Raw genomic sequence first — 13884 nt, forward strand, 5'->3', positions numbered from 1 at the left:
TGCATGTTGTTGCGGGCGGCGAACTCCGCCTGCCGCAGGCTGAATTCGACGGTCACCGCCCGCAACAGGTGCACCAGCCGCAGGTTCTCCGGCTCACGGCCGCCCGGCTCGCCGTCTCCCGGCCGGCCGTCGCCCGGTTCGTGGTTGTCGTGCACATCGCCCCCTGCCTAATATCTCGTTCAGCGAGATTATCGCCTGGCGAGGCATTGGAGCAGCCCGTGTCCCGGACCACCTCTTCCGCCCCTTCCGCCGCCTTCCGTGCCGCCTACGACGCGGTGCTCGCAGGCTGGCCCGGGCCCGTCGAGGCCGTCGACCTGCCGACCCCCCACGGCGTCACCCACGTCAACAGCTGCGGCCCGGCCGGCGCCCCGCCGCTGGTGCTGCTGCCGGGCGGGGGAGCGACCTCCGCGGTGTGGGGCGCCTGCGCCGCCGCCGGGGCGGCCCGTACCCACCGCGTGCACGCCGTGGACCTCGTGGGCGAACCGGGACTCAGCGTCCCGGCAGCCGGGCGGCCCCTGCGGACCCCCGAGGACCTGACCGGCTGGCTCGACGCGGTCCTCGACGGGCTCGCCCCGCACGGCCCGGTGACCCTCGGCGGACACTCCTACGGGGCCTGGATCGCCGCCCACCACGCCGCCCGGCGGCCCGCCCGGACCGGCCGCCTCGTCCTGCTCGACCCGACCGGGGTCTTCGCCGGGCTCCGCCCCGGCTACGTCCTGCGCGCCCTGCCCATGCTGCTGCGGCCCACCCCGGAGCGGATCCGCTCCTTCCTCGCCTGGGAGACCGGCGGGACGCCCCTCGACCCGGCCTGGCTCCGGCTCCAGGACGAGACCGCCCGGTTCCCCACCGCCCGCCCGGTCACCGGCCCGCGGCCGGACCTCGCCCGGCTCGCGGAACCACCGGCCGCACGAACGGACCTGCGGGTGGACGTGCTGTTCGCCGGGCGGGCCCGCTGCCACGACCCCGACCGGGCGGCCCGCGCCGCGCGCGAGGCGCTGCCGGGCGCGCGGATCGACGTACTGCCCGGGGTCGCGCACCACGCGCTGCCCCTGACGGCCGCCGCGGAGATCGCCCGCCTGCTCGCCGGCTAAGGGCTTGCAGGGAATCAAGGTGTTGCTTCCCTGCAAGCCCTTAGCCGCGCCGGGACAGCGCGTCGCGGACGGCCTCCTCGGATCGGGCGACCACGGCGGTGCCGTCCTCGGCGGTGATGATCGGGCGCTGGATGAGCTTGGGGTGCGCGGCCAGGTGGGCGATCCACCGGGCCCGTGCCGCGTCGGTCTCCTCGCGCGGCAGGTCGCGTACGCCGGTCTCCTTCGCCAACGGGTCCGAGGTGCGCGTGATGTCCCACGGCTCCAGCCCGAGGCGGCCCAGCACCTCGCGGATCTCGTCCTCGGACGGCACGTCCTCCAGGTAGCGGCGCACGGTGTACTCGGCGCCCTCCGCGTCCAGCAGGGTGAGCGCGCTGCGGCACTTGGAACACGCGGGATTGATCCAGATCTCCATGCCGCCGACCCTACCCGGGGCCCGTCCGACCAGGGTCTTCTGTCAGTGGTCCCCGGTAAAATCGAAGGAGAACGACAGGAAGCCAACTACCGTTTGGGAGGCTGTAGATGGCCACTGCCAGCACCGTCCGGCCCGTCCAGAAGAAGCCGCTGCCGGCGGGCCTGCCCCGCGAGTGGTACGAGAGCCACAACCGCCGTCTGAAGGCGATGCGGCTGGCGATATCCCTGCTCGACTCGGGGACCTACGACGCAAAGCGCGCCACCAACCGGAAGATCCGCACGATGGCCGTCCGGACGGGGATCCACCGGCCGTCCAACGTCACCTGCAAGATGGTGCGCGCGTTCATCAAGGACTCGTGACGGCTCATCACCGCATGCCGGGGCCCCGGCCGGCCCTCCACGGGCGGCCGGGTCCCGGACCCGGCCGAAGTCCGGGTTCCGGACCGGACCCCGGACACGGCCCGGCGGGAAGGTCACGCGCGGCCGTCCGGGGAGAGCAGCAGCAGGGCCACGTCGTCGCCCGGCCCGCCGTTCGTGAAGGCCGCCAGGTCCTGCCACACCGCCCCGACCAGGCCGCCCGGGTCCCGCGCCAGTACGGGCACCCGGGCCGCCAGCGGGTAGAAGTGGCCGGCCGCGTCCCGGGCCTCCGTCGCCCCGTCGGTGTGCAGCAGGAACCGGTCCCCGGGCAGCACCGGCAGCTCCACCACCTTCGGCGGGTCGGGCCCCGCCAGCCCCAGACCCAGCGGGGGGCCCGGCTCCACCGGCAGCTCGTCCACCGCCGCCCCCCGCAGCCGCAGCGCCGGCGGATGCCCGCAGGACACGAACCGTACGAGGTCCTGCCCCGGCGGGAACTCCACCAGCACCGCCGTCGCGAACAGCTCCGGATGGTCCACATGGGTGTCGGCCGCGTCCGCCAGCAACCGCCGGTCCAGCCGGACCGCCACCGCCGCCAGCTCCGGGTCGTCCAGCACGGCCTCGCGGAAGGCGCCGAGCAGCGCCGCCACCGTGGCCACCGCCGCCAGGCCGTGCCCCTGCACGTCCGCGACCAGCGCCCGTACCCCGAACGGCCCGACCCGTACGTCGTACAGGTCGCCGCCCACCAGCGTGCCGCGCTGCGCCGCCCGGTAGAGGCCGGAGCAGCGCACCGTGCCCACCCGTTCCGGCACCGGCGGCAGCACCGCCAGCTGGGCCGCCTCCGCGACGGTCCGCACGCTGACCAGCTGTTCGTCCCGGCGCTGACGGACCCAGGCGATGACCACGCTCAGCAGCCCGACGACGGCCACCGTCGCCAGGTCCGTCCCCCGGGCCTGGGCCACGCCGATGTCGTGCACCCCCAGCAGCAGCAGGACGATGGCGGCGAAGATCGCGGTCCCGGCCGCCCCGTAGGCGAAGGCGGCCACCGGGGGCAGGCCCGCCAGGAAGAAGCCCAGCTCCACATCGGTCGTCAGCGCCTGCGCGAGGACGAGCGCCACCAGGGCCGCCGCGGGCGCGATCCGCGCCCAGCGCGGCGGTGGCTCGCCGCGCAGCCCGCCCGGATCCTCGCGTCCGCGTCTCACCCCTCCACCCTGGTACGGGGGCCCGGCCCGCGCACCCCGGACCGGCCCGCCGGGTGGCTCCGCGCGCCCCGGGCCACGACAGTGGGGGCGTGACGGGAAACGAAGGCTCCGGGAGGGCGCCCAGCCGCGCCCACGTCGAGGCGCACGGCACCGGCGACGGCCCCGCGAGCGCGGGGATGAGCACCCGGCTCAACTGGCTCCGCGCGGGGGTGCTCGGCGCCAACGACGGGATCATCTCCACCGCCGGCCTGGTGGTCGGCGTGGCAGGCTCCACCACCTCCCGCGCGACGATCCTGGCGGCGGGCGTCGCCGGGCTGCTCGCGGGCTCGCTGTCCATGGCGGCGGGGGAGTACGTCTCCGTCAGCTCCCAGCGGGACTCCGAACGGGCCGCGCTCGACATGGAACGCAAGGAACTCGCCGAGGAGCCGGAGGCGGAGCTCGACGAGCTCACCGACCTGCTGGCGGAGCGCGGCCTGAGCCGGGACGTGGCCCGGGAGGCGGCGCAGCAGCTCACGGAACGCGACGCCCTGCGGGCCCACGCCCGGGTGGAGCTGGGGATCAACCCGGACGAGCTGGCCAACCCGTGGCACGCGGCCTTCGCGAGCCTCGTCGCCTTCACGGTGGGGGCGCTGCTGCCGCTGCTGGCGATCATCCTGCCGGGGCCGTCGGCGCGGGTGCCGGTGACGGTGGTGGCGGTGCTGGCGGCGCTCACGCTGTGCGGGGTGCTCAGCGCACGGCTGGGCGGGGCGCCCGTGCCGAGGGCGGTCGGCCGCAACGTCGCCGGTGGCGCCCTGGCCATGGCCGTCACCTACGCGGTCGGCACCTGGCTCGGCACCGGCACGGCCTGACGGACCCGGCTCCACCCGGCCCCCGCAGGGCTGTTTTCAGCCCCGCCGGCGATCGGGGCGCGGGCGCGGAGCGCCGTGTGGTGAGGCCCGCCGGGGCACGCGCGTCCGGCGAAGGACGACGACGCGCCCCCGATCCGCCCGAGCACAGCGCAGCGACCCGGCAGGATGGGGCCATGCGTATCGCAGTCACCGGGTCGACCGGGCTCATCGGCAGCGCACTCGTGCGGTCCCTGCGGGCGGACGGCCACGAGGTGGTGCGGTTCGTGCGGCGGGAGCCGGCCGCCCCGGACGAGGCGCGGTGGGATCCGGAGCGCGGCCACGTGGACCCGGCCGGGCTGGCCGGCTGCGGGGCCGTCGTGCACCTGGCCGGGGCCGGGATCGGGGACCACCGGTGGACCGCCGCGTACAAGCGGAAGATCCGCGACAGCCGGGTGCTGGGCACCACCGCGCTCGCGAACGCCCTCGCCGGCCTCGACGAGCCGCCCGCCGTCCTGGTCAGCGGCTCCGCCGTCGGCTACTACGGGGACACCGGCGACCGCCCCGTGGACGAGGACACCCCCGCCGGTCACGGCTTCCTGCCCTCGGTTTGCGTGGAGTGGGAGGCCGCCGCCGCCCCCGCCCGGGAGGCCGGGATCCGGACCGCGTTCGCCCGTACCGGACTGGTCGTCGCCAAGGAGGGCGGGGCCTGGGGGCGGATGTTCCCGCTGTTCCGCGCGGGCGTCGGCGGCCGGCTCGGCGACGGCCGCCAGTACTGGCCGTACATCTCCCTCCGGGACGAGGTCGCGGCCCTGCGCCACATCATCGACACCCCCTCGCTCAGCGGTCCGGTCAACCTCACCGCTCCCGAGCCGCTGACCAACCGCCAGGTGACCGCCGCCATGGGCCGGGTGCTGCACCGGCCGACGGTGCTGCCCGTGCCGGCCGTGGCCCTGCGGATCGTGCTCGGGGAGTTCTCCGAGGATGTGCTGGGCGGTCAGCGCGCCCGCCCCGCCCGGCTCCTGGAGTCCGGCTTCGTCTTCCGCGACCCCGGCATCGAGCAGGCCATCCGCGCCGCACTCCAATAGCCGCACCCCTGTGAACGGCACTCCGATGAGCCGTACCCCCATCAACGGTGTGCGACCGTGTGCGACCGTTTGTGACCCGGATGCGACCGTTGTGCGACCGGAGTTGTCTGCAATACCCGGCCGAACTCGGGTTCCCGCGAGACCCGTTGGGGGAAGGAGGATCCCCACACAGCCGCGCCGACCTCGGGGAGGGGCACGTGCTCAGCAGCGCACCCAATGCCGCACACCATGCGGACGTCGTCATCGTAGGAGCCGGGGTCTCAGGACTCGCGGCCGCGCACCACCTGATCGCAGCCGGGGTCACCGTCACCGTCCTGGAGGCCGCGGACGACCCCGGCGGGCGGATGGCCACCGAATCGGCCGACGGGTTCCGGCTCGACCGGACCGCCCAGTTGCTCAACACCGCGTACAGCGAACTCGAACGCACCCACGCCCTGCGGGCCCTGGTCCTGCGCCCCTTCTCGCCCGGGGTCCTGGTCCACACCGACGGCAAGCAGGTACGGGCCGCGTCCCTCACACCCGCCCGCGCCCTGGCCAGCGGCTCCCTCGACCAGGCCCGGCTCGGCGCCGCCCTCGGCAGACTCGCCGCGCTGCCCGAGGACAAGCTGCTCGCACGGCCCGAACGCACCGCGGCCGCCGCCCTGCGCACCCGCGGCCTGCCGTCACGGACCCTGCACGGCGTGCTCCGGCCGCTGCTCTCCGCCCTGCTCCGCGACCCGGAGCTCACCACCTCCAGCCGGGTCGCCGACCTGGCCCTGAGCACCTTCGCCCGCGGCCGCCTCGCCGTGCCCGAAGGCGGTGCGGCGACCCTGCCCGACCTGCTCGCCGCGGGCCTGCCGCCCGGCACCGTACGGACCGGCGTCACGGTCCGGTCGGTGGCCACCAACCTGGTCACCACCGAGGAGCACGGCGACTTCCGCTGCCGCTCCGTCCTGCTCGCCACCGGCGCCCGCGCCGCCGCCGAGCTCCTGCCCGGCCTGCGCGTGCCCGCCTTCCACGAGCTCACCGTCCTGCACCATGCCACCGCCACCCCGCTGCACCGGGACGGCTCGCTGATCGTGGACGGGGACCCCGACTGGCCCGTCTGCCACACCGCCGTCATGAGCGCGGTCGACCCCACCCGGGCCCCGGCCGGCCGCAGCCTGGTCACCACGACCGTCCTCGGCCCGCCGCCACCGCTGCGCACCGTCGCCTCGCGCCTCGCCCGCCTCTACGACACCGGCACCCGCGAATGGGAACTGCTGGCCGTCCACCACACCCCGGACGCCGTCCCCGCGATGCCCCCGCCGCACGACCGGCGCCGCCCCGTCCGGGTGCTCGCCGGGCTCTACGTGTGCGGCGACCACCGCGACACCAACACCGTCCAGGGAGCCCTGCACTCCGCCCGCCGCGCCGCCGGCGCGATCCTGCGCGACTTCGGCATCCCGCTCCCGGTCGCCCCGGAGCCCGCACTCCCGGTGGCGGCCTGAGAACCACCCACGACGCAGGGGCCCGGCCTTCCGCCTCGGGACCGGGCCCCTGCCGCGCACAGCACCACCCCGGGCGGCCCCTCAGGACAGCGCCGCCACCCGGTCCCGGTACGTCCGCACGGCCGAGGCGTCCCGGTACGGCTCCAGCCGCCGCTCGAAGTCCCGTACGTACTCCACCGCCCGCACCGACCGCATCTCCATCGCCTGCTGCGCCGCCTCCGCGCCGAGCGCGCACGCCTGGTCCAGCTCGCCCAGCCCCAGCCGGGCCGTGGCCAGCACCACCCGGCAGAACAGCCGCGACCGGGCGAACCCCGGCGCCCTGAGCTGCAGGGACCGCTCCGCGTGCTGCGCCGAGGCCCGGTACTGCTGGAGGTCCCGGTGGCAGTGCCCGAACTCGTCCGCCAGCTGTGCCTCGTCGTACTGGCGCGCCCAGTGCGGCACGTCGTCCCCCGGCCGGGCGGCGCCCAGCGCGCGCTCGGCCCGCACCAGGCAGGCCGTGGCCGCCCTGACCTCGCCGAGGACCGCGTGCCCCCGCGCCTCCGCGGCGTGCAGCAGGGCCTGCACCACCGGCGGCGGCCCGGAGCCGACGCCCTGCTGGGCCACCCGGGCCAGCTGCACCGCCTCCCGGCCGTGGCCGAGGTAGACCGCCTGCCGGCTCATGGTGACCAGCACGTACGAGCCGTAGGGGCGGTCCCCGGCCGCCTGCGCGAGCCGCAGGGCCTGCACGAAGTACCGCTGGGCGAGTCCGTGCGCGGCGATGTCGTACGAGGTCCAGCCCGCGAGCCGGGTCAGGTCCGCGGCGGCGGCGAACAACCGCCGCCCGGTGGTCTCGCCGTAGGTGCCCCGGAGCATCGGCTCGGCCTCGTGCTCCAGGTACCGCACGAGCGCCTGGCGGGCGTGCCCGCCGCCGTAGGTGTGGTCCAGCGTCCGGAACAGCTCGCTCACCGACCGCAGCGCGGCGATGTCGCCGGCCGTCACGCGCTGCCCGGGCCCGCGGTCGATCTGCCGCTGCCGCGGCACCGAGGTCCGGCCCTGGAGCGGGACGCGGGCCGCGGCCGGTTCAGCGCCCCGGGCCACGCGCTCGTCGGGCCGCCCGATCAGCCAGTCCCGGCTGGGCACCACCAGCCCGGCCGGGGTGAAGGCGATCTTCCGGAGCTCGGCGTGGGAGCCGGAGTCCTTGCGCCACAGGCCGCTCGCGATGTCCACGGCCTCCTCCGGGGTGGCCGCGAACTCCAGCCCCGCGTAGACCGGGGCACAGGCGTCCAGGCCCAGGTCCTGCGCGGAGAGCCGGCGGCCGAGCCGCCGGGTGAAGACCTCGGCGATCAGCGCCGGGGTGGTCCCGCGCGGCTGCTGGCCGCGCAGCCAGCGGGTCACGGAGGTCTTGTCGTACCGCAGGTCGAGACCGTGTTCCAGACCGAGCTGGTCGACGCGGCGGGCGAGCCCGGCGTTGGAGAACCCGGCTTCCGCGATCAGCGCCGCGAGCTGCCGGTTGGGGACACGCTGGGCAGGTCGTTCCGTCATCGGCTCCACGGTTTCCTGACGTGACGGACCGGAGTCCCGGCCCTTGAACGGCGTGAATGTAGCGGCGAACCTCGCCTGGGCCGCCCTCTCTGCCCCACATTCATCCGATCGTGTGCAGAATCTGTAGGGCGCTTTACGGACTCGCCCCCTCCGCCCGCGTACGCTGCGGGCCATGACCCGCCGGCACCACCCGTCACACCTGCCCGAGGAGCGGCCCGAATCCACCGCTCCGCTGCCTCCGCCCGAGCTGACCGAGGCCGAGTGCCGGCGCTGCGGCACCTATATCGCGGGGCTCGACGGGCGCTACGCCTGCGGTGTGTGCGGCTGGGTGAACGACCACTCGGAGGGCCACCGTCGGCTGCCGCGCGCGGACGAGGATCCGGACCGTCCGCCGAAGGGCCGCCGACGGCCGAAGCAACTGCCGTGGCCCCTGCCGGAGCCCGGGCCGCAGCCGGAGGCGGGCCCGCAGGCCGGGCCGCGAACGGGGCCCTGAGGGGGCTCGTACCGGCCGCCGTACCCTTGCTCAGTGAAGTACGTGCACACAGCAGGTTCAATGAGGAGGCGCTGCGGTGGCTGAGCTTGGGTTTGTCCGTCTGGGCTTCGGAGCGCAATCCGTCGAGTACACCCTGGCCTGGGAAGAGCAGCGCAGGGTGCACGCGGCCCGCTTCGCGGACGAGATCGAGGACACCTGCCTGCTGGTGGAGCACCTTCCGGTCTACACGGCCGGCCGGCGCACGGACCCCAGTGAGCGCCCGCTGGACGGCACCCCCGTGGTGGACGTCGACCGCGGCGGCAAGATCACCTGGCACGGCCCGGGCCAGCTGGTCGGCTACCCGATCATGAAGCTGCCCCGCCCGGTGGACGTCGTGGCCCACGTCCGCCGCCTGGAGGAGGCGCTGATCCGCACCGCCGCCGAGTTCGGCCTGGAGACCACCCGGGTCGAGGGCCGCTCCGGCGTCTGGGTGCTCGGCGACCCCGTGGAGGAGCGCCCGAAGATCGGCGGCCTCTCCCTGGAGCTGGACCCGCGCCTGCACGACGAGGAGTTCGACCCCCGGCTCAACGGCCCCGAGTACGCCCCCTCCAACGCCGGCCAGCGCCGCGAGGACCGCAAGCTCGCCGCCATCGGGATCAGGGTGGCCAAGGGCGTCACGATGCACGGCTTCGCGCTCAACGTGAACCCGGACAGCACCTGGTTCGACCGCATCATCCCGTGCGGGATCCGCGACGCCGGTGTGACCTCGCTCTCGTACGAACTGGGCCGCGAGGTCACCGTCGCCGAGGTGCTCCCGGTCGTCGAGCGTCACCTGAAGGACGTACTGGAGCACGCCGAGTTGCGGCCCCGCGAGATCGAGACCGCATAGAGACCTCCCGGCGACGGGAATGAGTCCGGCCGCTCGCAGGTTGGTCGGCGTAAGAGCGTACGAAATTACGGGCGTACCCTGGTGGGCGCCCGAACAATCGAAGTCACAGGGAGCCGGTCGTGTCCGCAGTCGCACCCGACGGTCGCAAGATGCTGCGCCTGGAGGTCCGGAATGCCCAGACCCCCATCGAGCGCAAGCCCGAGTGGATCAAGACGCGGGCGAAGATGGGTCCCGAGTACACCAAGATGCAGGCCCTGGTGAAGGGCGAAGGACTGCACACGGTGTGCCAGGAGGCCGGCTGCCCCAACATCTACGAATGCTGGGAGGACCGCGAGGCCACCTTCCTCATCGGCGGTGACCAGTGCACCCGGCGCTGTGACTTCTGCCAGATCGACACAGGCAAGCCCGAGGCGCTGGACCGCGACGAGCCGCGCCGCGTCGGCGAGTCCGTCGTCACGATGGACCTGAACTACGCCACCATCACCGGCGTCGCCCGCGACGACCTCGCCGACGGCGGTGCCTGGCTGTACGCGGAGACCGTGCGCCAGATCCACCAGCAGACCGCGGGCCGCGAGGCCGGCCACACCAAGGTCGAGCTGCTGGCCCCCGACTTCAACGCGGTGCCGGAGCTGCTGGAGGAGGTCTTCGCCTCCCGCCCCGAGGTGTTCGCGCACAACGTCGAGACGGTGCCGCGGATCTTCAAGCGGATCCGCCCCGGCTTCCGCTACGAGCGCTCGCTCGAGGTGATCACCAAGGCGCGCGAGTACGGCCTGGTCACCAAGTCGAACCTGATCCTCGGCATGGGCGAGGAGCGCGAGGAGGTCTCGCAGGCCCTGAAGGACCTGCACGAGGCCGGCTGCGAGCTCATCACCATCACCCAGTACCTGCGGCCCTCGCCGCGGCACCATCCCGTCGAGCGCTGGGTGAAGCCGGCCGAGTTCGTGGAGCTGGCGAAGGAGGCCGAGGAGATCGGCTACTCCGGCGTGATGTCCGGCCCGCTCGTCCGTTCCTCGTACCGCGCGGGTCGCCTCTACCAGCAGGCGATGGAGAAGCGCAGCGGGGCCGAGGAGCGCGCGACCGTGTGACCTGGGCGCGACTGTACGTGTGAAGTCGCGCACAAAGTGCTACCAACGAGTAATACCGTATCGGCGCGGCCCCTAGGCTCTTTCCTGAGGAAAGAACCCGGCGGGCCGCGTCGGCGTATGCAACGTGTCCATCACATTTGACCGCCCGGTCACGCCCTGGTAACACCAGTCAGTGACGCTTGGACCACGCACCGTACCCGCCCGCCCACCTCGCGTAGACGTGAGCATCGTGAAAGGGATCGACATCATGCAGGCCGCGCCCGTACGCGCCATCGCCATCCCGACGCTCTCCGACGCCTTCCGGGGCATCGAGTCCCTCCTCATGAGCGGGGCCCGCCGCAATGCCTGGACGGCGGTTCTGGAGGATCGCAAGAGGGCCAAGGACCGCGTCGAAACCGAACACGTACTTGAGGCCGCGGCTACCCGAACCCCGCAGGCCACGTAAACTCTGGGTATGGCGAGGAAGTCAAACGCAGAGACTGCTGCGAACCCCGGGCGACTGAAGCAGATCGCCCTGACGTACAAGATGACGCGCAAGGCCGACCCGAAGGTCGGTCTGATCGTCGCGGGCGTGGGAATCGTCACCTTCGGTGTCTTTCTTGCGATCGGCTTCCTGATCGACCACCCGGTCTACCTGGGCATCCTGGGCTTCCTGGTGGCGTTCCTCGCGATGGCGATCGTCTTCGGGCGACGGGCCGAGCGGGCTGCCTTCGGGCAGATGGAGGGGCAGCCGGGAGCGGCCGCGGCCGTACTGGACAACGTGGGACGGGGCTGGACGACCACCCCGGCCATCGCGATGACCCGGCAGCAGGACATCGTCCACCGTGCCGTGGGCAAGGCCGGCGTCGTGCTGATCGCCGAGGGCAACCCGAACCGGGTGAAGCCGCTGCTCGCGAACGAGAAGAAGAAGATGGCCCGGATCATGCCGGACGTGCCCGTCCACGACTTCATCGTGGGCACGGGCGAGGGCGAGGTGCCGCTCAAGAAGGTGCGCACCACCCTGCTCAAGCTGCCGCGCGTACTGACCGGACCGCAGATCACCCAGGTCAACGACAAGCTGCGGGCCATGGGTGACCTCATGAGCAACATGCCACTGCCGAAGGGCCCCATGCCCAAGGGCATGAAGATGCCGCGCGGCGGAAAGATGCGCTGACGCGCCGACGCGCTCAGCAGATTTTCGTATACGAGACAGGGGCGCCCCCCGAGCCGGCCGGCTCGGGGGGCGCCCCTGTCCCCGCTTGCGACGGGCTAGATGCGGACCTGGACGGCGCGCGCGAGCCGGTCGTGGAGGCCGCGGCCGTCGCGGTCCCAGATCAGCGCAGGGACGACCAGGGCCAGCAGCAGCGTGCGCACGACCACCCGGACGAAGCCGAGGCGCCCGCCGTCCTCGGCGATCACCCGCAGGCCCAGGGCCCGCTTGCCGGGTGTGAAGCCCACGGTGCCGACCGTCAGGATCGTCAGGGCCACGAAGAGCCCGAGGGTCCAGTTGCCCGCGGCGGCCAGGTTCCCGCCGGTGATCAGCCCGTACGCGATGAGCTGGCAGCCGACCCAGTCGAGGGCCACGGCTGCGATCCGGCGCCCGAAACGCGCCACCGAGCCGGGCCCCTCCTGCGGCAGACCGAGCTGCTGGCCCGGATAGCCGAAGTCGACGCCCATCTCCTCGGCGGCCGCCTTGGGGCCGGAGAGCCAGGATCCGATTGCCTGTCTGTTGTCCACCCGACCACGGTACCGGTGGCGCCTCACGGCACTCCGGCCGGACCCTGGTTAACTTGTGCGAAACAAATGGGTCATGCTTGGGAAATCCCGTCTGCTTATGGTCGGGTCAGCGTGCGGCACCGCACTGACGCACCACGAGCTATAAAGCCCGTCCCTCCCCCGGGGCCGGGAGTAGGAGGAGTTGGATGTTCCAGAACGCCGACGAAGTCAAGCAGTACATCGAGGAGAACGACGTCAAGTTCGTCGACGTCCGCTTCTGCGACCTGCCTGGTGTGATGCAGCACTTCACGATCCCGGCGCGGGCATTCGACCCGGCGGAGGAGCTCGCCTTCGACGGATCCTCGATCCGTGGCTTCCAGGCGATCCACGAGTCCGACATGGCCCTGCGCGCCGACATCACCACCGCGCGCCTGGACCCGTTCCGTCGCGACAAGACGCTGAACATCAACTTCTTCATCCACGACCCGATCACGGGTGAGGCCTACAGCCGCGACCCGCGCAACATCGCGAAGAAGGCCGAGGCGTACCTCGCCTCCACCGGTATCGCCGACACCGCGTTCTTCGGTCCCGAGGCCGAGTTCTACATCTTCGACAGCGTGCGCTTCGCGACCACCGCGAACGAGGGCTTCTACCACATCGACTCCGAGGCCGGCGCCTGGAACACCGGTTCCGAGGAGAACAACCGCGGCTACAAGGTCCGCTACAAGGGCGGCTACTTCCCGGTCGCCCCGGTCGACCACTTCGCGGACCTGCGCGCCGAGATCTCCCTGGAGCTCGACGCCCAGGGCCTCCAGGTCGAGCGCCAGCACCACGAGGTCGGCACCGGCGGCCAGGCCGAGATCAACTACAAGTTCAACACGCTGCTGGCCGCGGCCGACGACCTGATGCTCTTCAAGTACATCGTGAAGAACGTCGCCTGGAAGAACGGCAAGACCGCGACCTTCATGCCGAAGCCGATCTTCGGTGACAACGGCTCGGGCATGCACGTCCACCAGTCCCTGTGGGCCGGCGGCGAGCCGCTCTTCTACGACGAGGCCGGCTACGCGGGCCTGTCGGACACCGCCCGCTACTACATCGGCGGCATCCTCAAGCACGCCCCGTCGCTGCTCGCCTTCACCAACCCGACGGTGAACTCGTACCACCGCCTGGTGCCGGGCTTCGAGGCGCCGGTCAACATGGTGTACTCGCAGCGCAACCGCTCCGCCGCCATGCGCATCCCGATTACGGGCTCGAACCCGAAGGCCAAGCGCGTCGAGTTCCGCGCGCCGGACCCGTCCTCGAACCCGTACCTGGCCTTCTCGGCCCTGCTCCTCGCGGGCCTCGACGGCATCAAGAACAAGATCGAGCCGATGGAGCCGATCGACAAGGACCTCTACGAGCTCTCCCCGGACGAGCACGCGAGCGTCCCGCAGGTCCCGACCAGCCTGGAGGACGTCCTCAAGGCCCTGGAGGAGGACCACGAGTACCTCCTGGCCGGCGGTGTCTTCACCCCCGACCTGATCGAGACCTGGATCGACTACAAGCGCACGCACGAGATCGCCCCGATCGCGCAGCGTCCGCACCCGCACGAGTTCGAGCTGTACTTCGACCTCTAAAGATCGGGAGGTACCGGGACATATCGTCACCGGCGGCGATGTGTCCCGGAAATACCTCCGAAAGCTTCCGGTTGGTTCCGGACGGTTCTGGTCGTCACATGCAAGCCGTGTGCAGCCGGACGGACCGGACCCGACGGCGCGTCGGGTATAACTTCACATGATCAAGG

The 13884-nt window shown here is 72.8% G+C and carries 15 protein-coding genes; 11 read left to right on the forward strand and 4 right to left on the reverse strand.

Annotated elements, in window-relative coordinates:
• Positions 1-218: 218 nt before the first annotated feature.
• A complete protein-coding gene (locus AAT21_RS03315; RefSeq protein WP_046775149.1) occupies positions 219-1091 on the forward strand; it encodes an alpha/beta fold hydrolase in 873 nt (290 codons plus the stop codon).
• A gap of 40 nt (positions 1092-1131) precedes the next feature.
• Here the strand turns inward: AAT21_RS03315 and AAT21_RS03320 are convergent, their stop codons facing one another.
• Complete coding sequence (locus AAT21_RS03320; protein ID WP_046775150.1) at positions 1132-1503, reverse strand: ArsC/Spx/MgsR family protein; 372 nt, start codon at positions 1501-1503, stop codon at positions 1132-1134.
• 107 nt (positions 1504-1610) lie between these two features.
• On the opposite strand from AAT21_RS03320, the gene AAT21_RS03325 reads away from it, so the two are divergent.
• On the forward strand, positions 1611-1862 hold the full coding sequence (locus tag AAT21_RS03325; RefSeq protein WP_030961661.1) for a hypothetical protein: 252 nt from the start codon (positions 1611-1613) through the stop codon (positions 1860-1862).
• Positions 1863-1975: 113 nt separating this feature from the next.
• Here AAT21_RS03325 and AAT21_RS03330 read toward each other — a convergent pair whose 3' ends face one another.
• Positions 1976-3058 (reverse strand): PP2C family protein-serine/threonine phosphatase, encoded by a 1083-nt coding sequence (locus AAT21_RS03330; protein WP_052757627.1) that lies wholly within the window; start codon positions 3056-3058, stop codon positions 1976-1978.
• Positions 3059-3147: 89 nt separating this feature from the next.
• On the opposite strand from AAT21_RS03330, the gene AAT21_RS03335 reads away from it, so the two are divergent.
• The 3 genes from AAT21_RS03335 to AAT21_RS03345 all read left to right on the forward strand — a co-directional run bounded on the left by AAT21_RS03335 (position 3148) and on the right by AAT21_RS03345 (position 6439).
• A complete protein-coding gene (locus AAT21_RS03335) occupies positions 3148-3906 on the forward strand; it encodes a VIT1/CCC1 transporter family protein (protein ID WP_412180293.1) in 759 nt (252 codons plus the stop codon).
• Between the two features lie 173 nt (positions 3907-4079).
• On the forward strand, positions 4080-4970 hold the full coding sequence (locus tag AAT21_RS03340) for a TIGR01777 family oxidoreductase (protein WP_046775151.1): 891 nt from the start codon (positions 4080-4082) through the stop codon (positions 4968-4970).
• Between the two features lie 197 nt (positions 4971-5167).
• Positions 5168-6439: an NAD(P)/FAD-dependent oxidoreductase gene (locus AAT21_RS03345; protein WP_046775152.1), complete on the forward strand. Its 1272-nt coding sequence runs from the start codon at positions 5168-5170 to the stop codon at positions 6437-6439.
• An 81-nt stretch (positions 6440-6520) separates the two neighbouring features.
• Here AAT21_RS03345 and AAT21_RS03350 read toward each other — a convergent pair whose 3' ends face one another.
• Complete coding sequence (locus AAT21_RS03350; RefSeq protein WP_046775153.1) at positions 6521-7960, reverse strand: hypothetical protein; 1440 nt, start codon at positions 7958-7960, stop codon at positions 6521-6523.
• Positions 7961-8132: 172 nt separating this feature from the next.
• On the opposite strand from AAT21_RS03350, the gene AAT21_RS03355 reads away from it, so the two are divergent.
• The 5 genes from AAT21_RS03355 to AAT21_RS03375 all read left to right on the forward strand — a co-directional run bounded on the left by AAT21_RS03355 (position 8133) and on the right by AAT21_RS03375 (position 11559).
• The gene (locus tag AAT21_RS03355; RefSeq protein ID WP_052757628.1) at positions 8133-8453 is read left to right on the forward strand and encodes a hypothetical protein; all 321 of its coding nucleotides are present in this window, start codon (positions 8133-8135) and stop codon (positions 8451-8453) included.
• 76 nt (positions 8454-8529) lie between these two features.
• Positions 8530-9321, forward strand: coding sequence for a lipoyl(octanoyl) transferase LipB (gene lipB / locus AAT21_RS03360; RefSeq protein WP_046775154.1), 792 nt, complete (start codon positions 8530-8532; stop codon positions 9319-9321).
• Between the two features lie 119 nt (positions 9322-9440).
• Positions 9441-10406 (forward strand): lipoyl synthase, encoded by a 966-nt coding sequence (lipA, locus tag AAT21_RS03365; RefSeq protein ID WP_046775155.1) that lies wholly within the window; start codon positions 9441-9443, stop codon positions 10404-10406.
• 247 nt (positions 10407-10653) lie between these two features.
• Positions 10654-10851 (forward strand): SCO2195 family GlnR-regulated protein, encoded by a 198-nt coding sequence (locus AAT21_RS03370; RefSeq protein WP_030010916.1) that lies wholly within the window; start codon positions 10654-10656, stop codon positions 10849-10851.
• Positions 10852-10860: 9 nt separating this feature from the next.
• Entirely contained in the window at positions 10861-11559 is a 699-nt protein-coding gene (locus tag AAT21_RS03375) for a DUF4191 domain-containing protein (RefSeq protein WP_030961648.1), read from the forward strand.
• A gap of 95 nt (positions 11560-11654) precedes the next feature.
• On the opposite strand, the gene AAT21_RS03380 is transcribed toward AAT21_RS03375, so the two are convergent.
• Positions 11655-12122, reverse strand: coding sequence for an RDD family protein (locus AAT21_RS03380; RefSeq protein ID WP_046775156.1), 468 nt, complete (start codon positions 12120-12122; stop codon positions 11655-11657).
• 185 nt (positions 12123-12307) lie between these two features.
• Here AAT21_RS03380 and glnA point away from each other — a divergent pair, with 185 nt between their 5' ends.
• Entirely contained in the window at positions 12308-13717 is a 1410-nt protein-coding gene (gene glnA, locus AAT21_RS03385; RefSeq protein WP_030654817.1) for a type I glutamate--ammonia ligase, read from the forward strand.
• The last annotated feature ends 167 nt before the right edge of the window (positions 13718-13884 follow it).

The sequence above is a fragment of the Streptomyces yangpuensis genome, from assembly GCF_001005295.1.
Classification (GTDB): Bacteria; Actinomycetota; Actinomycetes; order Streptomycetales; family Streptomycetaceae; genus Streptomyces; species Streptomyces yangpuensis.

Coding starts and splice junctions, on each gene's coding strand:
- AAT21_RS03325 (WP_030961661.1), top strand. CDS start 1,611: ATGGCCACTGCCAGCACCGTCCGGCCCGTCCAGAAGAAGCCGCTGCCG.
- AAT21_RS03320 (WP_046775150.1), bottom strand. CDS start 1,503: ATGGAGATCTGGATCAATCCCGCGTGTTCCAAGTGCCGCAGCGCGCTC.
- AAT21_RS03375 (WP_030961648.1), top strand. CDS start 10,861: ATGGCGAGGAAGTCAAACGCAGAGACTGCTGCGAACCCCGGGCGACTG.
- AAT21_RS03355 (WP_052757628.1), top strand. CDS start 8,133: ATGACCCGCCGGCACCACCCGTCACACCTGCCCGAGGAGCGGCCCGAA.
- AAT21_RS03350 (WP_046775153.1), bottom strand. CDS start 7,960: ATGACGGAACGACCTGCCCAGCGTGTCCCCAACCGGCAGCTCGCGGCG.
- AAT21_RS03340 (WP_046775151.1), top strand. CDS start 4,080: ATGCGTATCGCAGTCACCGGGTCGACCGGGCTCATCGGCAGCGCACTC.
- glnA (WP_030654817.1), top strand. CDS start 12,308: ATGTTCCAGAACGCCGACGAAGTCAAGCAGTACATCGAGGAGAACGAC.
- AAT21_RS03370 (WP_030010916.1), top strand. CDS start 10,654: ATGCAGGCCGCGCCCGTACGCGCCATCGCCATCCCGACGCTCTCCGAC.